We start from the raw sequence: 22,501 nt of genomic DNA on the forward strand, positions 1-22,501 counted from the left end.
GTTATGGCACAGCAATGGGTGCGGCAGGGGAGTGGTCGTGTGTCCATCGAGGACCTCTGCGAAAAGGTGGCAGGATACGCGAAACCGGAGGAACTCCATCTGGTCCGCCGGGCTTACGCGCTGGCCGAGAAAGCGCACAGCGGCCAGCGGCGCAAGTCGGGCGATCCGTACATCACTCACCCTTTGGCTGTGGCGGACATTTTGGCGGACCTGCGCTTGGACACCACGACACTGGCAGCCGCGCTGCTGCACGATGTGGTCGAGGACACCGCCGTGTCCGACGAGGACATCGTGCGGGAATTCGGCCCCGAGGTGGCCGCCCTGGTGGATGGGGTCACGAAGCTGAAACGAATTAAGTTCGACTCCCGGGAGGAGCACCAGGCGGAAAATTTGCGCAAGATGTTCATGGCGATGGCCAAGGACATCCGCGTCCTCTTGATCAAGCTGGCCGACCGGCTGCACAACATGCGCACCCTGCGCTACCAGACACCGGAGAAGCAGGCGCGCACGGCCCGTGAAACGCTCGAGATCTTCGCTCCTCTGGCGCACCGGCTTGGCATCTACACGGTGAAATGGGAACTGGAGGACACGGCGCTGCGCTACCTGAACCCGCAGCAGTACTACCGGATTGTCAACCTGATGGCAAAAAAACGCCGGGAACGGGAGCAGTACGTCGAAGGCGTGATGCAGATCCTGCGCCAGCGCCTGCAGGAACTGGACATCCAGGCGGAGGTTTCCGGGCGCGCCAAGCACATCTACAGCATTTACCGGAAGATGGTGACCCAGCACAAAGAGTTCAACGAGATCTACGACTTGTTCGCCGTGCGCGTGATTGTCGACAGCATCAAGGACTGCTACGGGGTTCTGGGCGTCGTGCACACACTCTGGAAGCCGATGCCGGGCCGCTTCAAAGACTACATCGCTATGCCCAAGGCGAACATGTACCAAAGCCTGCACACCACCGTCATCGGCCCCAACGGTGACCCTCTGGAGATTCAAATTCGCACCTGGGAGATGCATCAGACGGCGGAGTATGGGATTGCCGCCCACTGGGTGTACAAAGAGGGGGCGCAGCGGGCGGAGGGTAAGTTCGCCCAAAAACTCGCCTGGTTCCGGGAGGTCCTGGAATGGCAGCAGGACTTCCGCGACGCCCAGGACTTCATGGAGACGCTGAAGATTGACCTGTTTTCGGACGAGGTGTTTGTGTTCACGCCCAAGGGCGATGTCATCGAACTCCCGACCGGATCGGTCCCGATTGATTTTGCCTACCGCATTCACACCGATATCGGCAACCGCTGCATCGGCGCCAAGGTCAACGGCAAGATTGTGCCGCTGGATTACAAGCTGAAAACCGGAGATATTGTCGAGGTCCTCACCTCCCGCCACAGCTACGGGCCCAGCCGTGATTGGCTGAAAATTGTGCAATCTTCCCAGGCCAAGAGCAAGATCCGGCAGTGGTTCAAGAAGGAGAAGCGCGAGGAGAACATCAACCGCGGCCGCGAATTGGTTGAGAAAGAACTCGTCCGGCAGCGGTTGAACCCGGCTGACCTGCTGACCTCCAACTACGTCGCCGATGTCCTGCAGAAGTTTAATTTCAGCCGCGAGGACGACTTGTTTGCCGCCATCGGCTACGGCGCCTTGAGCCCTGCCCAGGTGGTGACACGGCTGGTCGAGCGCTACCACAAGGACCATGAGGAGACGACGATTGAGGTCGTCAACCGAGAGTTTCCCTCCCGCGCGCGACGCAACCCGACGGGTGTGCGTGTCCAGGGAGCGGACAACCTGTTGGTGCGTTTTGCCCGTTGTTGCAACCCGGTCCCGGGCGACGAGATCCTCGGATTTGTGACGCGCGGGCGCGGGGTGTCGGTGCACCGCACGGACTGTCCGAACGTGAAGGAACTGCGCGCCGACGCGGAACGGATGCTGCCTGTGGAGTGGGCTCCAACTCCCGATTCCGATTTCCGCGTGGAGCTGGAGATCCTGGCTCTCGACCGCAACGGCCTGCTCAACGAGGTGCTGATGGCCATGGCCGAGTCGAAGACCGAAGTCACCGCGGTCAGCGGCCGGGCGGATCACCAGCGGATTGCGCACATCCACTTGAGTGTACGCATTCACAACCTGGAACACCTGCGCAGCGTGGTCGAGCGGCTGAAGCGGCTCAAGGATGTGCAGAGCGTGCGGCGCGTGATCCACTAGACCAGGATGACGGGGCAAGAAGGGGGACGAACCGATGCGAGCGGTGGTGCAGCGATCAGGCCCGGCCGAGGTGACGGTGGACGGCCGCGTGGTCGGCCGCATTGACCATGGGCTGGTGGTCCTGCTCGGTGTGGGCGTGGACGATACGGAACAAGACGCCGACTACGTGGCGGAAAAGGTGGCTCACCTGCGCATCTTCGCAGACGAGACGGGACGCATGAATCGTGACGTGCTGGCCGTGGGCGGCGCCGTCTTGTCGATCTCGCAGTTCACCCTGTACGGGGACGTGCGCAAGGGACGCCGTCCCAACTACATGGCGGCGGCTGCGCCGGAGTTGGCGCGCGCTTTGTACGACCGGTTCAACGCGCGGCTGCGCGGCTGTGGGCTGCGCGTGGAGACCGGAGAATTTGGTACCATGATGCAGGTCTCGTTGGTCAACGACGGGCCCGTCACAATTCTCGTGGATAGCGCGCGAGGCTTTTGAATGGAATGGTGGAGGTGGCTGCAACGTGCGCGTCGAGTCGTTTGTCGTCAGCCCTTTCGGCTCCAATTGTTACGTGTTGGCGGCGGCGGAAGGTGCGGGATCGCCCGCGGTCATCGTGGACCCTGGGGATGTGTCCTTGGATCCCGTGTTTGCGCACATCGAAGAGAAGGGCTGGCGGGTGACCGCGGTGTGGAACACACACGCCCACATCGACCACGTGCTGGGCGTCGATGCGGTGCGCCGGCGCTACGGTGTGCCGGCGTACGTGCACCGCGCGGATTTGCCGCTGTGGCAGCAGGTGCCCGAGTACGCCCAGATGTGGCTTGGCCGCACGGTCGACAAGCTGGCGCCGCCTGATGCGTTTTATGAGGACGGGGACGAGGTGTCGTTGGCAGGGTTGACGTTCTCGGTTTGGCACACCCCCGGCCACTCGCCGGGCAGCGTCTGTCTGATTGGGAGCGAGCTGGCGTTCACCGGGGACACGCTGTTCGCCGGCACCATTGGGCGAACCGACCTGCCGCTCTCCGACGCCGCCGCGATGGAGGCCTCGCTGAGGCGGCTTTTGGCCCTAGACGATGGGCTGCAGTTGTATCCAGGGCACATGCAGCCGACATCGATGGCGGTGGAGCGGAGGACCAACCCGTTTCTGCGGCCGTTCGCCGAAAGGGACTGAGCGGACGGGCATCCACCGCCGGGTCATGAATGCTTCCTCCCTGTCTCTCCGGCGCGTTGGACGGCGGATTCGTCCGCTTGCGAGAGCATGCGCAGGGCGCGCTGGCGCTCCTCAATGTGCGGCCACAGGGCGTGCAGCGGCAGCTGTACGTCCGCCAGCCCCGCTTCGTAGACGGATTTGGGCATGCCGTAGACTGCGCAGGTCTCTGGGGCCTCCACCATGATGTAGCCGCCGTATTTGTGCACCTCCCGGCAGCCGTTGGTTCCGTCCCGGCCCATCCCGGTCAGGATGATGGTCAGCAGGTCCTGCCGATACAGGGAGGCCAAGGATGTGAGCGTGACATCGATGCAGGGCCGGTACAAGTATGTCCCACCGTTCTCAATTTGGAAGCAAACCGCTCCCCGGTCTTCACAAATTCGCGTCTGCCGCCCGGCTGGAGCCAGGTAGATGCGGCCCGGCTGCACGGGCTCGCCGTGCACAGCCTCACTGACCGGCAGTGGGCAGAGCCTGTCCAGATGTTGGGCGAGCGGAGCGGTGAAACCGGTCGTCATGTGCTGGCACACGACAATAGGGGCCGCGAACCCGGAGGGGAATTCCGGGAGCAGCCGTGCCAGCGCTGCAGGTCCGCCGGTGGAGGCGCCAATCAGTACAAATTTCGGCCAACCGCAGGTGTCCCGTGAAGATCTGTTCATCGTCGTCAATGGCGGCAACCCTCGCAGTCCAGTGTACAGTCTTTGAATTTGGTCCCTCTCAGCATACAACAGCACATCAGCATGTACATCAGGCATTTTACGCGCCCAAGGCGGGTTTGGACAGGGCCATGTCGGTTATTGTCGGGATTTGTTGGTTGTGGTACCATGGTTGCGATGGTGTACCCAAGCCCTGCCTGTCAGGGTTCCAAAGGTTCCGAGCGCCGTCCAGCGGATGCGCCGGTCGGACGCATGGGTGACCGCCGTAGGGGAGAGGGAGACAAAGTTTTGTTTGGCCCCGTCCCGTGATGGAAGAGAATGAAGAGAAAACAGATATAGAGAATACATAGGGTTAGCAACGTTCAGGGCAAACCAGCGGAAACGTTGGGACGCAAAACCATGGGTCTACGGGCTGCGGCTAGGGCCAAGCCTAGGATCGCCAGGTTGCCGTGGGATGGGGCAGCCTGTGCGGGCTGCCTTTTGCTTGCAGGCCGTCAGACAGAGACAGGCAGCGCAAGTTGCCAATCTGCAAAGAGGTAAGGGTGTGTGTTGTGGTGAAGTTTGCGGATCTTCGGTTTCGTCTGCCGTCGGTCGGCCACTACGGCCGGGTCGGGTCTGTCGGGATGCGACTGTTAGTCTCCTTCCTCATCTTCTTGGTAGTGCCCACTGTGGTGATTGGCTGCTTCTCCTTCTGGGTCGCACGAAACCAGGTGAAGTCGGAAGTGACGTCCTCCGCTGTTTCCGGGGCCACGGTGTTCGACCAATCTTTGACGACGTTTTTCACCCAGCAGGAGGAAAACCTCACATTCCTCGCGGACGATGTCGACTCCATCCTGATGTCGGGAAACACGAGCCTGCTGAACACGGAACTGCAAAACTTCTACACCTCGCACGACGGTCTCGTCCTGCGCGCTTATGTGGGCACCGACAAGGGAGTCTTCGTCCAACCGACGGGGGCACAGAACAACGGGTTTGACCCCACCAAGTCGAGTTGGTACAAACAGGCGGAAAATGCTGCTGGCTCCATCGTCATTGGAGCGCCGCGATATGACGAAGCAAGCGATACCTATGTGATCCCGATTGCGCGGGAGTTGCCGAACGGAGACGGGGTCATTGGCCTGGATCTGTTGGCCAGCCCGATAGTCAGCATGGCGCAGGACGTCAAAATCGGGCGGGCAGGGCACTTGGCGGTCATCACGAATGACCGTGTGGTCATCTCGGAAAAAGGAATGCGCACCGGCACGGTACTCAAGGATGCCGCCTGGAATCCGATGTTTACAGGAAAAACGGGGTCGTTTGATGTGGCGGGCAACGGTCAGGAAACGCAACACATCGAATTTATGACCAACACGCTGACCGGCTGGAAAGTGGCGAGCGTCATCTTGCCGAGCGAATACAGCGCCGCCACAGATCCCATTCGCAATGTCACCATCTACGACATTGTCATCACGCTGGTCATCGGGCTTGTCCTGATGTTCTTTGTCGTCCGCTCCATCACGGAACCGCTGGCCGATTTGGTCACAGCGGCGCGAGAGATCGGCGCTGGCAATTTGACCCGGCGCATTCGCGTCGGACGGCGTGACGATCTGGGACGCCTGGCCGATACGTTTAACGCCATGGCGCAGTCGCTGCAGAGCATAATTCAGGACGTGGGCCAGACGGCGCAGCAAGTATCCGCTTCCGCGGAGGAACTGACCGCCAGCGCGGAAGAGAACAGCCGGGCGACGGAGCAGGTCACACTGACCGTGCAGGAAACGGCGGCCGGCATGGAAAAGCAGGCGCAGATTGTCGAGGATGGGCGCCAGCAGGTGGTGGAGATGGCCGGGGAGATGGAGCGGGTCAGGGACGCCTCCGAACAGGTGGCCAGCGCCGCGCAGGATGCCTCCCGCGTCGCAGCGCGCGGCCAGACGGATTTGGATGGCGTCATCGCCCAAATGCGGGCGATTCAGGACCGCGTCAATCGGCTGGCTGAACAGATTCAGGGACTTGGTGAACGGTCGCGAGAGATTGGGACGATTATTGAGGTCATCACCAACATCACGGATCAAACCAACCTGCTCGCGCTCAACGCCGCTATCGAAGCCGCCCGGGCCGGTGAACTGGGCCGCGGTTTCGGGGTGGTGGCCGACGAGGTGCGCAAGCTGGCCGAACAATCGGCAGAGTCGGCGCAGCAGATTGTCGCGCGCGTCGAGGCCATGCGCAAGGATACGGACCAGGCGGTGCGGTCGATGGCGGAGAGCGTCGAGGCGGTTGGGCAGGGTGTGGAACAGGCCGGACGGGCCAGCGCCTCCTTCCAGCAGATTTTGCAGGCGACCTCCGATGTGGCGGCGCAGATTGAGTCGGTCTCGGCGGCAGTGGCCCAGATGGCTGAGCACACCGAGCAATTCCGGATTGGCATGGATGGGGTGGCGACCGTCACGGAAACGACCTCGGCGGGCATGCAGACGGTGGCAGCCTCAGCGGAGGAACAGCTGGCTTCCATGGAGGAGATCACCGCATCGGCGGGGTCGCTCAGCCAACTGGCGGAACAACTGCAGGAGCGCATCGCTCACTTCCGGGTATAGTCCACCGCGGTTTGGAGGTGTGGTTTGAACCGAAGCCGGACCAGGGGGGGCTTGAGACTATGGACACATCACAATACATCGACCTCTTTATTGAAGAGGCCCGCGAGCACCTGCAGGCGCTCAGCGACAATCTGCTGGAGCTGGAACGAGACCCGGGCAATGCCAATCTCATTCAGGCCATGTTCCGGAGCGCCCACACAATCAAGGGCATGGCCGCCAGTATGGGCTTTGAGCGCATGGCGCATCTGACGCACGAGATGGAGGACCGGCTGGATGATATCCGATCCGGTCGTGCCCCGCTTGCGGATGCGTTTATCGACGCCTTGTTCGCTTGCGTGGATGCGCTGGAGGGGTGTCTGCAGGCGATTGTGGAGGAAGGCAGCGACGCCTCGGCATCGGTCGAAGAGGCCAGCCGCAAGCTGGCAGCTGCGCTTGGGTCGACGACCAGCGCAGAGATTGCGGCCACCGGGGAATTGGCGGCAGCGAAACCGGCGGACGCGGCCGTGTCTGCGACTGGCGAATGGGACATTCAGGTGCGGTTTGCCGCGGATTGTTCGATGCCCGCGGTTCGCGCGTACATGGTGTATCAAGCGCTGCAGGAAGGATTGTCGGTCACGCGGACGGATCCCGCGCTGGAGCGGGTGATGGCTGGCGAATGCGGCCTGGAGTTCCACATTTTTTCAGCCTCCGGCGTGGATGTCGACGCGGTGCGCAGCCAAGCCCTGGAGGTAGCCGAGGTGGACAGCGTGGAGGTCACGCAGGTGGCCGCCGCGGCTCCCGCTGCGGCCCCTTCATCGGGGGCTGTTCCTGGTACGGCGCAGAGCGCTTCGGGCAAGCAATCGCAGCCGGCGGCGGGCGCGCCCCGTGCCGCGACGCAGGCGGGCGCCAAGAAAAACCAGCGCGCCAGCCAATCCATCCGTGTGGACTTGTCGCGCCTGGACGATGTGATGAACCGATTCAGCGAGATTGTCATGGACAAGACGCGGCTACGACAGTTGGCGTCCGAGCGCCAGGACGCGGCCCTGGAGGACGCCGTTCACCATTTCGAGCGGGTGTGCGACGAGCTTCAGAGTTTGCTGCTGCGCATCCGCATGCTTCCGGTGGACACGGTGTTTCAGCGCTTTCCGCGAATGGTGCGGGACCTCGCGAAGTCTCTTGGCAAACAGGTGGAACTTCGGCTGGAAGGGCAGGAGACCGAGTTGGACAGGACCGTGATGGACGAAATCGGGGACTCGCTCGTCCACCTCATCCGCAACGCCCTCGACCATGGCTTGGAGACACCGGCCGAGCGGCGCGAGGCAGGGAAACCCGAGACGGGTGTTCTCCGCTTGTCGGCCTACCAGCAGGGGGACGATGTATTTATTGAGGTGAGGGACGACGGGCGCGGGCTCAACCGCGAGAAGATTGCCCGCAAGGCGGTGGAGATGGGCCTCCTGGAGGCGGATGAGGCGGCCAAGCTGTCGGACGAGCAAGTGTACGGCTTGCTCTTTGCGTCCGGATTCAGCACGGCCGAATCGGTCTCGGACGTCTCCGGCCGCGGCGTGGGCCTGGATGCGGTGCGTGACACCATTGTCGGCCTCGGTGGAGAGGTGGATGTCCAATCAGAGCCTGGCCGTGGGACTTCGTTCATTTTGCGAGTGCCCCTCACGCTGTCGATTATACAGGCCATGCTGGTCCGCATTGAGGATGAGCGGTACGCCATCCCGCTCAGTTCATTGGTCCAGATCTATCAAGTGGAGCCGGAGCAGGTCAAGGAGAACGGCAATCGGCGTTACGTCGAATTGGGCGGGCGACTGCTCCGATTGGTCGACGCCCGGGAGTGGCTGGGGCTGGAACCGGTCGACCGCGCGCAGGACGTGATACAAGTCGCGGTGTTGGGCCGGGCGGACAAGGCCTTGGCGGTCATCGTCGACGAGTTTTTGGATACAGAGGAGATCGTGGTGAAGCCACTCGGAGGCTATCTGCAGGGACGGATTCCGGGCATTTCAGGCGCTGCCATCCTCGGCGATGGGGCGGTGGTGCTGATTTTTGACGCGGCCGCCTGGGTTGCACAGGCCGCGGGGCAGAGGTGATAAAAAGCGTGCAGTACATTCTTTGCCGACCGGCTGGACAGGTGTACGCCATAGCCATGGACGCGGTCAAGTCGGTCGAGCGTGTGGGACGGCTGACGAAGGTGCCGAACACGAAGCCGTTCGTCAAGGGGCTGATGAACCTGAGGGGGGAGTTGACCCCGGTTATCGACTTGGCGCATTTTCTGGAGTTGGGAAAGACGCTGCAGTCGGCGCAGGCCCGCGTGGTCGTGGTGGAATCGGCGGACGTGACGTTGGGCCTGTTGGTGGAATACGCGCGGGAGGTGCGGGAGATTGCGGACGCGGACCTGGACAAGGAGGATGCGCGCTCCCGCAACCAGGCGGTGCGGGCTGTCGCCAACGTGAACGGGGAGGCGGTCGGCATCTTGGACATCAACTATATCCTCGACCCAACTCACGGCGTGATTACGTCCACCCAAAAAGGGGCTTGAATCTTCCTCACACCCGCGATACATGTGGCAGGAAAAGGGCTCATGAGAGCCCTTTTCCTGCGTCAAGGGGTCGCCCGTCGGGAATGCGTGGAGACAGGCGTTGGCTGCTTGAGATAGGTGGCGGCAGCTTCCGCCACGGTCTGTGCCTGTGCGACACAATCGGGGATACCGACGCCGCGGTATCCAGCTCCTGTCAGAAAGACCCCTGGGAGCCGCTGTGCCAACTCCTTTTCAACCTCAGCGAGCCGCTCCAAGTGTCCCACAGTGTACTGGGGCATGGACTTGTCCCAGCGGGTCAGGCGTGCAAACACTGGCTTGGCGGTGATGCCGGTGAGATCGGCCAGTTCTTGGCGCACCCTCCGGATGATCTCCGGATCGTCCAGGGTTAAGCCCTGCTCATCCCCGGCGCGGCCCACATAGCCGCGAATCAAGGTATAGCCCTGCGGGGTGGTGTGCGGCCACTTGCTCGAGATCCACGTGCTGGCCGTGATAAACCGGTGTTCAACGCGGGGGGCTAGAAAGCCCGATGCGTCCAGTCGCGGCATGTCTTCTCCCCGGTAGACCAATCCCACTGTCGCTGTGGAGGCGTACGGGATGGAGAGCAGATGGTCAGCCGTGCGCAGCCAGGGTTTGAGCAGTTGTGCGGTCACGAAAGCGGGCGTGCTCAGGATGACCGCGTCGGCTTCAAGGAGGCGCTCGCCGTGCGGCAGCCGAACCCGCATGCGGTAGCCGGCCTCAGTCCGGGCCAAGTCGACAGCCTGCGCCTGAGTGAGCAGTTGAGCCCACGTGTGCAGTTCGTCGTACAGGCGTTCCACCAGGGTCGTAAAGCCGCCCCGCAGGGCGACAAAAGCGCTGCGGCTGCTATGCGCTGCAGCGGCTTCAGCCTGCTGTCGACGCAGCGCGGCCGCCGCCAAGATGAGGCTGCCGTGCTCCAGTTCCATTCGGCGGAAGTGCGGGAATGTGGCGTCCAGGCTGAGCGCGTCCGCTTGCCCCGCATATATGCCGGCGAGCAGCGGTTCGCAGAGCCGGTCCACCCACTCATCACCCAGCCGCCGGCGCAAAAAGGCGCCGACCGACACGTCCCCAGGGTCGGCCAGCGGCGGCAGGGTCAAATCACGGAGCACACGCCACTTGCCGCGCGCAGAGATGACGTCGTTGCCCCACAGGGCGTCCCACCGATGGGGGATGCCCATATACGTACCCGTCGGCAGCAGCGCCAATCGCCCGTGGGAGACCACGTAGGTGCGCTGCGCGGACGATCCGGACGGCACAAGCTCGGATTCGATGCCCAGGGCCCGTACCAATGCCATGCCCGCCGGCTTGCGCACCAGCATGGAGTCCGGCCCGCCTTCCAAGACAAACCCGTCCTCGCGGTACGTGAGCAGCTTTCCGCCCAGACGGCTGTCAGACTCGACCAGGACGCACTCGACTTCGGGTGCGGACCCCGTTTGGCTGGCCTGCTTCAGGTAAAACGCGCTGGCCAAGCCACTGATGCCACCGCCGACAATGACCACGCGTCGACGTTCGTTCATCCCTCAGACCTCCCTGCTTCAAACCATCGCTTGCACACCAGGTCCGCCAGCACGCGGATGAAGGCCGGGTCATCGTTGAGCGCGGCCGTTCGTACCAGGCGGATTCCCAGCTTGTCGGCGAGCTGCTGGCATTCGATGTCGATGTCGTACAGAATCTCCAGGTGCTCAGAGACAAAACCAGCCGGGCAGATGATCACCTCGCGCGTCCCGGATTGCGCCAACTGGCGTAGCACTTCAAGGATGTCCGGCCCTAGCCACTCGTCCTGGGTGCGCCCTGCACTCTGCCACGCGTATACCGGCTGCTTCAGGTGCAACCGTTTTGCCACCGCCTCTCCCGTTTGGCGCAGCTGATCCGGGTAGGGGTCGGCCCATTCTAAGACTCGTTTCGGAAGGCTGTGAGCACTGAAGATGACCACAGCAGATTCTGGGTGCTCCGTCTTGGCCAGCGCCTCGCTCACACGCACGCTCAAAAGCTGGATAAAGCCCGGGTGCAGGTGCCAAGAGCGGATGGCATGGACGGTCAGCGGCGTGTCCGCGGCGGCCCGCTCGACCTCTTGCAGGTAGGTTTCGACGCTGAGACGGGAGTAGTGGGGGGCCAGGACGAGGGCGACGGCGTCGCGGATTCCGTCGTCCACCATGCGGGCCGTAACGTCGGCGAGAAATGGCTGGGTGTGCTTGTAGCCGAGATACACCTGCGCTTGCACTTTACCGTCTGCGTCCAGTTGCCGCTGCAGGGCTTGCGCCTCCGCCCGGGTGATCTCGTTGAGCGGAGAGACCCCGCCGATGGCTTGGTAGCGGCGCAGCAAATCGCTCAACAACTCGGGCGTGGGCTTACGTCCGTGGCGGATATGCGTATAGTACGCCTCGACTTCGTCCAGGCTGCGTGGTGTACCGTACGCCATGAGCAGGACGCCGATGCGTGCGTTCATCATTTCACCTCCACCTCGGCCAGCTTTTGCTGACTGTATTCGTGGACAAAAGCCGCCAAACGCTTCAGCTTGCTGCCGTCAGTCAGGCGGTGCACACCGTGTCCCAGGTTGAAAATGAAGCCAGGATGGGACAGGCCGGCATCGAGGATGGACCGGGCGCGCGCTTCGATGACCTCCCAGGGCGCGAAGAGCAGGGCCGGATCGAGGTTGCCCTGCAGGGCAATTTCATTTCCCACCCGGCGCGCCGCGTCCGCCATGTCCACCCGCCAATCGACACCGATAACGGTGGCGCCGGTCTCACGCCAGATGGGCAGTAGTTCTCCCGTCGTCACGCCGAAGTAGATCAAAGGCACCGCCAACGGCCGCAGCTCGTCCATGATGCGCCGCATCGTCGGCAGCACAAAGCCCCGGTAATCCTCCGGCGCCAAACTCCCGACCCAAGAATCGAACAACTGGACCGCGTCGGCTCCCGCTTCAACCTGCGCCTTCAAATAGCGAACGGTGATGTCCGCCAGGGTGTCCATCAGGTCCTGCCACAGGTCGGGCTGGGCCCACATCATCTGTTTGGTCAGGCGGTAATCCCGCGATGGACCGCCTTCGATGAGGTAACTAGCCAGGGTGAACGGCGCCCCCGCAAAACCGATGAGCGGGACGGTCAGCGTCCGTTTCAACTCCCGGATGGCCTCGAACACATACGGCAGTGCCTCCTCGGGTTCAAACCGGTGCAGCGATTCCACATCGCGGCGGTCCCGCAGCGGCTGGGCCAGCACCGGGCCGATGTGCTCCTGAATCTCAAACTGTCTTCCCATCGCGCCGATGGGCAGCGAGATGTCAGAAAAGAGGATAGCCGCATCCACACCCAGCTGCTCCACCGGAAGGCGTGTGACCCGGGCGCACAATTCCGGCTCCTGGCAGATCTGCAGCAGCGAGTACCGTTCCCGCAGTTGCCGGTATTCCGGCTGGTAGCGCCCCGCTTGACGCATGAACCAGACGGGCGCGGCGTCCACCGGTTCGCGCCAACAGGCCCTTAGAAATCGACTTGACCTCGACATGAGCACCCTCTTTTCTTCTGTCACAAGCCGCCGCCAGCGCGGCCGGTTCACTCGGCTGCGAATGGCGCGGCGGTGCGCGCAGCCTGGCATCTGTTCCATTCCAGTTATACTCATTCCCTGGACAGGCTTGCAACCAAGACCAAGCGCAACGTGGATGGCGGCGTGCGAACTGTCGCTTAACGGTCACAACCATGATGAGCTATAATAAGGAAGACGACCCTTTCGGTCTCCCCATTGCATTTGGGAACAATTTCCCAAGGAGGTATGGAGATGGCGATGGAACTGGATTTCTATGCGATGATGGTCCAGCCGATGCGCGACGAGTTGACGCAAATTGGCTTTCGTGAACTGCGTACACCCGAAGAGGTGGACGAAGCTCTGCAGAAACAGGAGGGCACCACACTTGTGTTTGTCAACTCGGTGTGCGGCTGTGCCGGCGGCATCGCCCGTCCCGCCGCGGGACAGGCGCTCCAGCACGACAAACGCCCGGACAACTTGGTGACCGTGTTCGCCGGTCAGGACAAAGAGGCGACCGCGCGGGCCCGCGAATATTTCGAGGGGCTGCCGCCTTCCTCGCCGTCGATGTTCCTGTTCAAGGACGGCAAATTGGTCGGGGCCCTGCACCGGCACGACATCGAGGGCTCCGACGCCGAGACCGTGGCGGGCAAGTTGAAATCCTTGTTTGACGAATTCTGCGCCTGACCGGCTGTACGGGACGGCTGGGCTCGCGGTCGGTCCGCGTCCGGGGTGCCGACCACCCGACTCTCGGGTGGTCGGTTTCCTTCTTATGATAGAATCAGGACGCGGGTTCCACTCACGCTCGTGGAGCGGATGTCGCACCTGAGGAGGCGTCTATGGCTCGAAAACACGGAATGGAAGAGTATTTAGAAGCCATCTATGTCCTGGAAGGAGAAGGGGAAACGGTCATCCCCTCCCGGTTGGCCGACTACCTGGGCGTGGCTCGGCCAACCGTGACGCAAACCGTCCAGCGTCTGACCCAGTCTGGCTACGTGCACACGGGCGAAGGTAAGGAAATTCAATTGACCGAGACCGGACGCCAGCGGGCCGAACAGGTGGTGCGGCGGCATCGCCTCCTGGAGCGTTGGTTGACGGACGAACTCGGACTTGATTGGGCTGACGCCCATGTGGAGGCCGGGCGGCTTGAGCACAGCATCTCCCCTCTGGTGGAGCGCCAGTTGTTTGAGCGGCTGGGACACCCGACCACCTGCCCGCACGGCAACGTCATTCCCGGGTCCGGCGCATCGCAGCCGGCGGGGCAGCCGTTGTCCGAGGTCGCGGCGCCCGCGGACGTAAAGGTCATCCGCATTGTGGAGATCGCGGAGGAAGACCTTGATCTTTTGCGTTTCTTGCACAAGGCCGGCATCATCCCAGGCAACCGGTTGCACCTGGCGCGCGGGATAAATCCGTACGAGGCCGGCATCGAAGTGGTGGTCGGCGGGGCCACCTATGCCTTGGACGAGAGCGTGGCCCGCCGCGTGTTGGTGCAGCCGGCCTGACCTGGGCATAACCAGCAAACCTTTCGTCCACCTTAACGAGGGTATCCGATTCTGGATCCTATGCGCGTGGCAGGGCGCGAGCAGAGAGCTGGCTCTGTTCCCCGGAGCAAGCTGCACCGGCACTGCGACCTGCAAGGTGGAGGAGTGTTTGCCCGTGAGTTTTGCTGGGAAACGTACATTCTGGGGCTGGTTGCGCTGCCTGACGGCGTGTTTGACGACTGTGGCGTGGACGGCAAGCGTGGCCTTGGCGCGAGAGGAGGCTCCGCAGCGTGTCTACATCAACGCCCGCGCCGCCGTCGTTCTTGATGCCGAGAGTGGGCGGGTTCTGTACGCCAAAAACGCCGACGAGCCCCGCTACCCGGCCAGCACCACCAAATTGATGACGGCGATTCTGCTGGTGGAGTATCTGCATCTGAACGATCCCGTGTACATCAGCGAGGCGGCCGCCCACCAGCCGCGGGTTCGGCTCGGATTGCGCCCCGACACGTACATCACAGCCGAACAGGCGCTCCACGCCCTCATCATGAAGAGCGCCAATGACGTCGCCTACGCTGTTGCCGAGACCGTGGGCGGATCGCAGTTGGGATTTGCCCGCATGATGAACGTGAAGGCACGGCTGTTGGGCTGCACGCACACCAACTTTGTCACCCCCAACGGTCTGCACGAGGATGAACACCAGGCTTCGGCCCGCGATATCGCGCTGATTCTTCGCGAGGCGGTCCGCCATCCCGAGATTGTCCAAGCCATGCAGACGCAGCAGTACACCATAGGCGACAAGACCATCCGCAACGGCAACCGCCTGATCTATCTGCGCGATACCCCGTTTGGCGAGGTGGTGGGCGGCAAGACCGGTTACACCATCAAAGCCATGTACTGTTTGGCGTTTGCCGTGCGCCAACATGGACGCCTGCGGATTTCGGTCGTGCTCGGGGCGCCGCGCAAGAGCGCGATGTACCGGGAGACGCAGCGTTTGCTGGGCTTTGCGGCGGATAACCGAGCTGTCCAACTTGTGTAGGGACCCGCGCATCGGGTCGAACGGCTGATGCACAAGCAGGTAGCCAGGGTCAACACCCCCGGTCTGCGGCCACCGTTTCATACGCTCGCCTCTCCCACCCCCTTGCTCATTCACCGTCTGCCAACCGATTGCGGCGTGTGCCACATCGAAACAAGCCGTCCCCGAATATGTTGGGGTGACGACGCTGCGCGGGGGCGGAGGACGGATTTCGCGCCTTGCGAAAGGAAGCTGCTTGAGCGGAGCGATGGGGGTGGCACCATGCGGCGGTCGGTTGCCTTGGCGTATGTGTTGTGGTTTTTCTTGGGGTATCTCGGGATCCACCGGATGTACTGCGGGCGGGTGGTGAGCGGGGTGATCATGTTAACTCTCACCATTCTCGGCGGCGTCACGTTTCCCATCCTGATCGGCCACCTGCTGATGTTCGTCGTCGGCGTGTGGTGGTTGGTGGACCTGTTTTTGACAGCCGGGATGGCGCAGGAGCCCCAGCGCTGACGACGGCCCGGTCGTCGCCTTGCTCGTACCGGGTGCGGTCTGCTATGCTTTGGGGATAGATGTATGACCGTGCATGTTGGAACGAGGATGCAGCGATGGGGGGATGCTGTTTGCGCGAGCTGACGATTGGGGGCGTACGCATTGAGGACCCGGTCATTTTGTCGCCCATGGCCGGGGTATGCAATCCGCCTTTCCGCCGTCTGGCCAAGGAGCTTGGCGCCGGCATGGTCTGTGCCGAGATGGTCAGCGACAAGGCGTTGGTGAACGGGAACAAAAAGTCACATAAGATGCTGACCATCCTGCCGGACGAGCACCCGGTCAGTCTGCAATTGGTGGGGTATGACCGGGAGTCGATGATTCGCGCCGCCGAGATGGTCGGCGAAACCAATGCGGACCTGATTGATATCAACATGGGCTGTCCCGTGTTGAAGATTTACAAGAACGGATCGGGCGCCGCGTTGGCGCGCGACCCTGAATACGCCGCCTCGATTGTGCGGGCTGTGGTTGACCGCGTGGACAAGCCGGTCACTGTCAAATTCCGCAAGGGATGGGACGACGATCACGTAAATGCGGTGGAGGTGGCGCAGGCGGTGGAGGCGGCCGGAGCCAGCGCGGTGGCCGTGCACGGCCGCACCGCCAAGCAGATGTACAGCGGCCGCGCCGATTGGTCCATCATCCGTGCGGTGAAAGAGGCGGTGCGTATCCCGGTCATCGGCAATGGGGACGTCACCAGCCCCGAGGACGCCGAGCGCATGTTCGACGAGACGGGTTGCGATGCGGTGATGATTGGGCGGGCTGCGCTGGGCTATCCTTGGATTTTCCGCGAGGTCGTCCACTACTTGCGCACGGGCGAAAAATTGGCGCCTCCCAGTGTGGAGGAGCGCATCCGGACCGCCATCCGCCACCTGGAGCTGCTGGTTGAATACAAGGGCGAGGACATCGGGGTCAAGGAGATGCGCAAGCACGCGGCTTGGTACATCAAGGGCCTTCCCGGATGCGCGGAGATGCGCGGCGTCATCAACCAGCAAACCACCCTCGTGGGCATGCGGGGCTGCCTGGAGGCGTTTTTGGACGGCATGCTCTCGAAGGCGTCTTGACGCGCTGGGCGGCAGGCGCCAGGCCCGCCGCTGGTCGGGCCGGCAATCATCCGCCAGCGGTCTGAACGGCCCACGCGTGGGCTTCAGTCTCCGCCTTGCGCCGCGTCCAGGGACCGTCCCAGCGTTTCCCGGCCGAAGATGAGCACCACCAGGAAACCCACAATGACAGTGGCGAAGAAGATCGTGAACATCGCCGTGATGCTGACGCCGCTGCCCAGCAGCGCACCGACCAAAAACGGGGCGATGATGCCGCCGATGCGGCCAAAACCGGCGGCCCAGCCGATCCCGGAGGCGCGAGCGAAGGTGGGAAATTGCTCTACTGTAAATATATAGGTACTTGCGAACGCGGCCAGCATGAAGTAGTTGAGGCAGAGGCCAAACAAGATCAGCCAGAGTGTGTTCGGCGCGTACCCGAAGCCGAGGGCGGACAGGGCGGTGAACAGCATGGCCGGCACCAGGATGCGTTTACGGCCCCACTTCTCCACCAACCAGGCGGCCGTCAGATAGCCGGGGATCTGGGCGATGGTCATGATGAGCACGTAGCCGATGCTGTGCACCAGGTTGTAGCCTTTCAGCGTCATCACCGACGGCAGCCACACCGACATGCCGTAATACGCGAAGTTCATCACAAGCCACAGCACCCATGTGACCAGTGTCCCGCGCAGAATCCCGGGGCGCCACAGGGTCGCGATGGAGCGGGACATCGACCGGCGCTGCAGGGCCTGAAACTTAGGGGTCTCGGGCAGCGACTGTCTCAGGACGAGCGTGAACAGGGCGGGAATCGCACCGATTAAGAACACGATGCGCCAACTGGTCCAGGGGACGACAAAGAACGAAATCAGCGCCGCCAGCAAAGACCCGCCCGCCCAAAACGATTCTAGGAGCACCACCCTGCGGCCACGGACCGACTCAGGTGAGGATTCCAGAACGTAGGTGGTCGCCACCGGCAATTCGCCGCCCAGGCCGAGTCCGACGAGAAAGCGCAGGACGATGAACACAGCCAGGGAGCCGGCAAACGCCGTCAGCCCCGTGGCCAGGCTGTAGATGAGAATGGTCCACATAAATACAGTGCGGCGTCCAAAGCGGTCGGCCAGGGAGCCGGCAAACGCCGAGCCAATCGCCATACCGATGAAGCTGACACTGCCCAGTACGCCCATGACGCTGGGGCCCAGGTGCCACAGGGCGGCGATGGACGTGAGCACGAACGACAGCAGGGCGTTGTCCATCGAATCGAACAACAGTCCGATTCCGGATACCGACAACAGGCGCGCTGCCGAAGGCTGCCGCTCATCGGCCGCGGGGGACGATACAGTGACGTCGTTCATGGCGGTCACTCCTTTCTCAACAGGTGGTTTGGCGCCCGCCCAAGGGGCGAGGTTGGTACCGACATATGCCGCTGCGGCCACGGTGGTGCATCCGGTGGATGGGGCGGCGGACCAGCTCCGGCGCCGCAGGAAACGGGGGGACAAGCGTTGCGTTCGTTTCGCATTTTGCACACGGCCGACCTGCACCTGGGTTCACCCATGGCCGGGTGGACGCAGCAACTGCCTGAGGCTTGGCGCCAGCGCATCCGCCATGCCGTGGACGGCGTCTGGCAGCGGATTGTCGACCTGGCGCTGGCCGAGCAGGTCGACGTGGTGACCATCGCCGGCGACCTGTTCGACCGCGCGGACGCGCCGATGGCCGTTCATTTCGAGTGGTTACGCGGTCTTGAGCGGCTGGCTGCAGCCAACATCCCGGTCGTGCTCTGCCACGGCAATCACGATCCGCTCGTCTCACCACCCCCTGTTCCCTGGCCGGACCTGGTGCACGTCTTGCCGGCCGCTCCCGTTGTTCCCGACGCGTCGTATGTGGCTCCCTCGGTGCATCTGTCGCTGGCACCCGACACGAGGCTCCAGGTGAGCGGTTTTTCCTATCCCGCCCGCGCCTTGACGCCGTCTTTGGCCTATGCCTTCGTACGCGACCCGGGCGCGGATTTTGCTGTGGCGTTGTACCACGGCGCGGTCGGCTCTGCGCACGGGCACGCGGCTTACTGTGCGACCAGCGAGACGGAACTGGCGCAGCGGGGGTTTGACGTCTGGGCGCTCGGCCACATCCACCAGCCCAAGGTGCTGCGCGGGCACAGCCCGCTCATCGTCTACCCAGGCAATCCGCAAGGGCGCAGTCTGCAGGAGACCGGGCCGCGCGGCTGTTTTTTGTTGGACGTGTCTTCGCAGGGGGCGGTGCAAACCCGCTTTTGGCCGACCGCCGACCTGGTCTGGATGGAGTGCGAAGTGAGGACGGAGGGAGACTCGCTGGCGGGCCTGCGTCAAGCTGTGCTGGAGCAGCTGGGCGCATTGTGCGAGCGCTGCCCGGGACAATGGCTATTGGTGCGGGTGCGGCTGGTTGGAGAGGGCCGAGTGGCCGCGGCGCTCGGCGATCCGGCCGAGGTGCTGGAGGCAGTGCGTCAAGAGGTGGCGGCGCGCGCATGGCCACTGTGGGTGGTCGCGCTGGAGTCTCAGGTCGCTCCCCCATTGGACCTTGAGGCGCTCGCCCACAGCCCGGAGTTGTTGGGAGAGTTGGTCCGGGTATACCGCCGCTACCGGGAGCAGCCGGCGGCGGCCAGAGAGCTTTTGCGGCAGGAGTTGGCGGACGTGTTTCACCACGGCAACGATCTGTCTGTGGACAGCCTGTCCGACGCCGACGTGGCGGAACTGCTGGCGGCCGCCTTCCGGCTGCTGGCGACATGGGCTGTGCAGGAGGATGCGGGATGAGGCTGCGGCGTCTGGAACTGTATCAGGTCGGGCCGCACAACGGATTGGTGCTGGATAACGTGGGAGATGGCTTGACGGTGGTGTGCGGACCGAATGAGGCGGGAAAAAGCAGCCTGCTCCTCGGTCTGCGCGGGGTCTTGTTCGGCCGCGTGGTCAGTGCCGAGCCGAGGCCCGCCTGGCGGCCAGGGGCGCACGGGGTGGCCGTGGTGGTGCGCGACGGAGAGACCTGGCGCATTGAACGCAGCCTGGACCGCCGGCGGCGGCCGCTCATCCAGGGCCCCGGCGGGCGCAGGCTGGGCGGCGAGGACGCCCTGCGCCAGGCCTTGCCTGAACTGGGATTGGTGGAGGATGTGGCCTACCAGTCGGTGTTCACCTTCCAATTGGCGGATTTGGCGTCTTTGGCCCCGGACCACGGCCAGATTCGCGATCAACTGTTCACGGTCGGCCGTCTTGGCCTCCGTTCCGCGGCGGCCGTGGAGGCCGAACTGGCTCAACGGGCGAAGGCGCTGTTCAATCCGGATCCGCGCGCGCGTCGGCCCCAGTTGACTCAGTGTCTGCAGGAGTGGCGGGCGCTTGTGGAGGCCAGGAGCCGGGCGGACGACTCCGCGTCGGCGTACCGGGCCGTGCAGGCCGAATTGGAACGGCGGCGGGCCGCGCTGGCGGAAGTGGCGAAACAACGGGTGGTGGAGACCGAGCGCTGCCAGCACCACCAGTGGCTGCTTGGACTCTATCCTCTGTTTCTGGCCGGCGTTCGCGCCGCGGCTCGACTCGAAGCCGTGTTGAGCGGCGTTCAGCCGAGGTCCGAAGGTCTGGGAAGCCCGGCGGATAGGGCTTGCGCTGGCGTGCACCCGACGATGGCTACCGCCTCCGCTCCGGCCGGCGCTGACCTGGGGGAGGCTGCCCAAGCCGACCTGGCGCGACTGCGAGCACAGGCCGCCGCTGCCGCCGAGTGGTCGTGGCGGCTGCAACAGCTTGAGGGCCTGCTCGCCCGCGTGGCGGAGGAGACCGCGGCCGCGGCCGCCACGGCCACCACCTTCACCTGGTTTCAGGCGCCTGCCTTGGCCGGTCAGCCCGCTTCTGCACACGACCTGGCTACGCTGGAGACGCTGGTGCAGGAGGAAGACCGCTTGCTGCAGCAGCTGGAGGCGAGTCAGCGGGCGTGGGAAGAAGCGTCGGTGGTCCAGGCGGATCGGCGCAAACAGCTGTCGGAGCGGGGATTCGTCGAGACGGACGCGGTCCAGGAGCTGGCGCGGCGACAGGCGGAGGCGCAGCGCCGCCTGGCCGAGTTGACGGCTGACGCCGAGCGTGTGCAGGCGATGTTGGCGAAGGTTCGCGAGCGGACGGCGCTGGAGCGCGAACGGGCTGCGTTGGCGCAAGCACCACGGCGGAGGCAGCCGGTGGTCAGGCGGTGGATGCTGTGGCTGGCCGGCGGTTTGGCGCTGGCGGCCGCCGTGGCGGCCGGGCTGCGACAGGAGTGGACACCGGCCGGCAGCGCCCTCTTGGCCGCCCTGTTGGCGCTGTGGGTCGCGGCCAGGGCCGGCGCAGGACAGACGCCAGCCGACCGGGAGCAAGCCGCTCCCAGCGCGCGCCTGGCCGAGCTGGACGGGCGCCTGGCCCAATTGGAGGCCGAGCTGGAGCAGTTGGCGGCCCGCCTGGTGCATGTGGATGTGGAGCGGCCGGAAGAACCGTTGCTGCTCGATGCGGGCGCGGCGGTCGCGGCAAGGATGCGCCAGCAGGAGCAGGCGATGCAGCGGGTGGCGAGCGATGAGCAGTTGGTGTGGGCCTGGCAGGCGGCCTGCGCGCAAGTGCAGCGGATGGACGAGGCGCGCCGGGCGGCCCGGACCGCGCTTGCCGCCCACAGGCGAGCCTTGGCAGATTGGTGCCAGGAGCACGGCGGGACTGGGGACCCGCCCCAGCGCGCCCGCGAGGTGTTGGAGGAGTTTCGCCGCTGGGGCGAATTGTGGGAACGCCGCCAAGCTGCGGCCCGGAGCCTGGACGAAGCGCGGAAAACGTTGGCGGAGCTGGCGGCGTGGTGGTCGGCGCACGGCCTGGCGGACCCGCCCGCGGTCGCCGGGGAAGACGCGTCTTCGCTGTGGGCACATGTGAACCGCGTGCAGGCGCGGCTTAGTGCCTGGCGCCGCCAGCAGGAGGACAGGCTGCGCGAGCTGGAGGAGGCGCTGCTCGACTGGCGGCGGGCGCACGCTGAAGCGGTAGGACGAGCGGGTGGAGGGAAGGACTGGGCGGCCGCAAGTATGCAGCTTCGCGGCGAGACAGAGGAGTCCATCCGAGCCCGCCTGGACGACGCCCGGGAGACAGTGCAGAGGTTGACGGAGCGGCACGACGAGTTGGTCAAGCAGATAGGAGAGCTGGAGGCACGATTGCGCGACTGGCCGAGCACCAGCACGGAGTTGGAGTGGCAGGTTGCGGCGCTTGCGGAACAAAAAGACCTGCTGGCCAAACAGTGGGCGGTGTACAGGCTGGCGCAGGCGCTGTTCAAGGAGGCGGCGGCCCGCCACAAGGCCCTCCGGCAGCCGCGCGCCCTGCGCTGGGCTGGCGAGATCCTCGCGCTCGCCACCGACGGGCGGTATCCGCAGCTGCGGGTGGAGGAATCCACTGACGGCCAACGCTACCTTATCGTGACAGACGCAAAGGGGCAAGAATGGGATCCAGCGGCCCTGTCGCGGGGCACGCGGGAACTGGCGGCGCTCGCCGTCCGGCTGGCGCTGATTGCCGACTATCGAGAGCGCGGCGTCCACCTGCCCGTCATCCTGGACGATCCGTTGGTCAATCTGGATCCTCTGCGCCGATCGCGTCTGCTTCGCCTTCTCCTGGAGGTTTCTGGTGAGCAGCAGATCCTCTATCTGACATGCCACGATTCGGTCGTACAGTGGGCTCGCCAGCAGGGTGTGCAGGTGCAGGTGATGTCGCCCCATCCGCTGTCGGCGGCCCACAGACAGGCTGCGGCTGCGGGTCCGGAGCGGTGACGG

The 22,501-nt window shown here is 64.1% G+C and carries 18 protein-coding genes and 1 riboswitch; of the genes, 13 read left to right on the top strand and 5 right to left on the bottom strand.

What is annotated here, in order from left to right; translation table 11 throughout:
• Positions 1-3: 3 nt before the first annotated feature.
• Genes AK2_RS02015 through AK2_RS02025 form a run of 3 tightly spaced genes read left to right on the top strand, consistent with a single transcriptional unit; the run spans position 4 to position 3,353 of the window.
• Entirely contained in the window at positions 4-2,196 is a 2,193-nt protein-coding gene (locus AK2_RS02015) for a RelA/SpoT family protein (protein ID WP_067931165.1), read from the top strand.
• 34 nt (positions 2,197-2,230) lie between these two features.
• On the top strand, positions 2,231-2,680 hold the full coding sequence (dtd, locus tag AK2_RS02020; RefSeq protein WP_067930811.1) for a D-aminoacyl-tRNA deacylase: 450 nt from the start codon (positions 2,231-2,233) through the stop codon (positions 2,678-2,680).
• A gap of 25 nt (positions 2,681-2,705) precedes the next feature.
• The gene (locus AK2_RS02025) at positions 2,706-3,353 is read left to right on the top strand and encodes an MBL fold metallo-hydrolase (RefSeq protein ID WP_067930814.1); all 648 of its coding nucleotides are present in this window, start codon (positions 2,706-2,708) and stop codon (positions 3,351-3,353) included.
• A 23-nt stretch (positions 3,354-3,376) separates the two neighbouring features.
• Here AK2_RS02025 and AK2_RS02030 read toward each other — a convergent pair whose 3' ends face one another.
• Positions 3,377-4,045, bottom strand: a complete 669-nt coding sequence (locus tag AK2_RS02030) for a CheB methylesterase domain-containing protein (RefSeq protein WP_245632734.1) — start codon at positions 4,043-4,045, stop codon at positions 3,377-3,379.
• 353 nt (positions 4,046-4,398) lie between these two features.
• Positions 4,399-4,494, top strand: a riboswitch (cyclic di-GMP riboswitch).
• Positions 4,495-4,596: 102 nt separating this feature from the next.
• Between AK2_RS02030 and AK2_RS02035 the strand changes: the two genes are divergently transcribed.
• The 3 genes from AK2_RS02035 to AK2_RS02045 are packed head-to-tail and all read left to right on the top strand — an operon-like array spanning position 4,597 to position 9,127.
• Positions 4,597-6,606 carry a methyl-accepting chemotaxis protein gene (locus AK2_RS02035; RefSeq protein ID WP_157076185.1) on the top strand — a complete coding sequence of 670 codons (2,010 nt, stop codon included), beginning with the start codon at positions 4,597-4,599 and terminating at the stop codon, positions 6,604-6,606.
• Between the two features lie 59 nt (positions 6,607-6,665).
• Positions 6,666-8,678: a chemotaxis protein CheA gene (locus AK2_RS02040; protein WP_067930822.1), complete on the top strand. Its 2,013-nt coding sequence runs from the start codon at positions 6,666-6,668 to the stop codon at positions 8,676-8,678.
• Positions 8,679-8,686: 8 nt separating this feature from the next.
• Positions 8,687-9,127: a chemotaxis protein CheW gene (locus AK2_RS02045; protein WP_067930825.1), complete on the top strand. Its 441-nt coding sequence runs from the start codon at positions 8,687-8,689 to the stop codon at positions 9,125-9,127.
• Between the two features lie 62 nt (positions 9,128-9,189).
• Here AK2_RS02045 and hemG read toward each other — a convergent pair whose 3' ends face one another.
• Genes hemG through hemE form a run of 3 tightly spaced genes read right to left on the bottom strand, consistent with a single transcriptional unit; the run spans position 9,190 to position 12,640 of the window.
• Complete coding sequence (hemG, locus tag AK2_RS02050; RefSeq protein ID WP_067930829.1) at positions 9,190-10,659, bottom strand: protoporphyrinogen oxidase; 1,470 nt, start codon at positions 10,657-10,659, stop codon at positions 9,190-9,192.
• Entirely contained in the window at positions 10,656-11,588 is a 933-nt protein-coding gene (gene hemH, locus AK2_RS02055) for a ferrochelatase (RefSeq protein WP_067930831.1), read from the bottom strand. The genes hemG and hemH overlap by 4 nt, the downstream gene beginning before the upstream one ends.
• Positions 11,588-12,640 (bottom strand): uroporphyrinogen decarboxylase, encoded by a 1,053-nt coding sequence (gene hemE, locus AK2_RS02060; RefSeq protein ID WP_067931167.1) that lies wholly within the window; start codon positions 12,638-12,640, stop codon positions 11,588-11,590. Before hemE ends, hemH begins: the two co-directional genes overlap by 1 nt.
• Positions 12,641-12,910: 270 nt before the next feature.
• Between hemE and AK2_RS02065 the strand changes: the two genes are divergently transcribed.
• From AK2_RS02065 to dusB, 5 genes are all read left to right on the top strand, one after another.
• Entirely contained in the window at positions 12,911-13,342 is a 432-nt protein-coding gene (locus tag AK2_RS02065; protein ID WP_067923200.1) for a BrxA/BrxB family bacilliredoxin, read from the top strand.
• Between the two features lie 152 nt (positions 13,343-13,494).
• Positions 13,495-14,157: a metal-dependent transcriptional regulator gene (locus AK2_RS02070; protein WP_067930834.1), complete on the top strand. Its 663-nt coding sequence runs from the start codon at positions 13,495-13,497 to the stop codon at positions 14,155-14,157.
• A 154-nt stretch (positions 14,158-14,311) separates the two neighbouring features.
• Positions 14,312-15,172 (top strand): D-alanyl-D-alanine carboxypeptidase family protein, encoded by an 861-nt coding sequence (locus tag AK2_RS02075; RefSeq protein WP_067930837.1) that lies wholly within the window; start codon positions 14,312-14,314, stop codon positions 15,170-15,172.
• Positions 15,173-15,430: 258 nt separating this feature from the next.
• Positions 15,431-15,664 carry a TM2 domain-containing protein gene (locus tag AK2_RS02080; protein ID WP_067930841.1) on the top strand — a complete coding sequence of 78 codons (234 nt, stop codon included), beginning with the start codon at positions 15,431-15,433 and terminating at the stop codon, positions 15,662-15,664.
• A gap of 110 nt (positions 15,665-15,774) precedes the next feature.
• On the top strand, positions 15,775-16,761 hold the full coding sequence (gene dusB / locus AK2_RS02085) for a tRNA dihydrouridine synthase DusB (RefSeq protein ID WP_245632725.1): 987 nt from the start codon (positions 15,775-15,777) through the stop codon (positions 16,759-16,761).
• An 83-nt stretch (positions 16,762-16,844) separates the two neighbouring features.
• Here dusB and AK2_RS02090 read toward each other — a convergent pair whose 3' ends face one another.
• Complete coding sequence (locus tag AK2_RS02090; RefSeq protein ID WP_067930848.1) at positions 16,845-18,086, bottom strand: MFS transporter; 1,242 nt, start codon at positions 18,084-18,086, stop codon at positions 16,845-16,847.
• Between the two features lie 147 nt (positions 18,087-18,233).
• Here AK2_RS02090 and AK2_RS02095 point away from each other — a divergent pair, with 147 nt between their 5' ends.
• On the top strand, positions 18,234-19,514 hold the full coding sequence (locus AK2_RS02095; protein ID WP_067930851.1) for a metallophosphoesterase family protein: 1,281 nt from the start codon (positions 18,234-18,236) through the stop codon (positions 19,512-19,514).
• On the top strand, positions 19,511-22,498 hold the full coding sequence (locus AK2_RS02100; protein WP_067930855.1) for an AAA family ATPase: 2,988 nt from the start codon (positions 19,511-19,513) through the stop codon (positions 22,496-22,498). The genes AK2_RS02095 and AK2_RS02100 overlap by 4 nt, the downstream gene beginning before the upstream one ends.
• The last annotated feature ends 3 nt before the right edge of the window (positions 22,499-22,501 follow it).

The sequence above is a fragment of the Alicyclobacillus kakegawensis NBRC 103104 genome (assembly GCF_001552655.1).
In the GTDB taxonomy this organism is placed as follows: domain Bacteria; phylum Bacillota; class Bacilli; order Alicyclobacillales; family Alicyclobacillaceae; genus Alicyclobacillus_G; species Alicyclobacillus_G kakegawensis.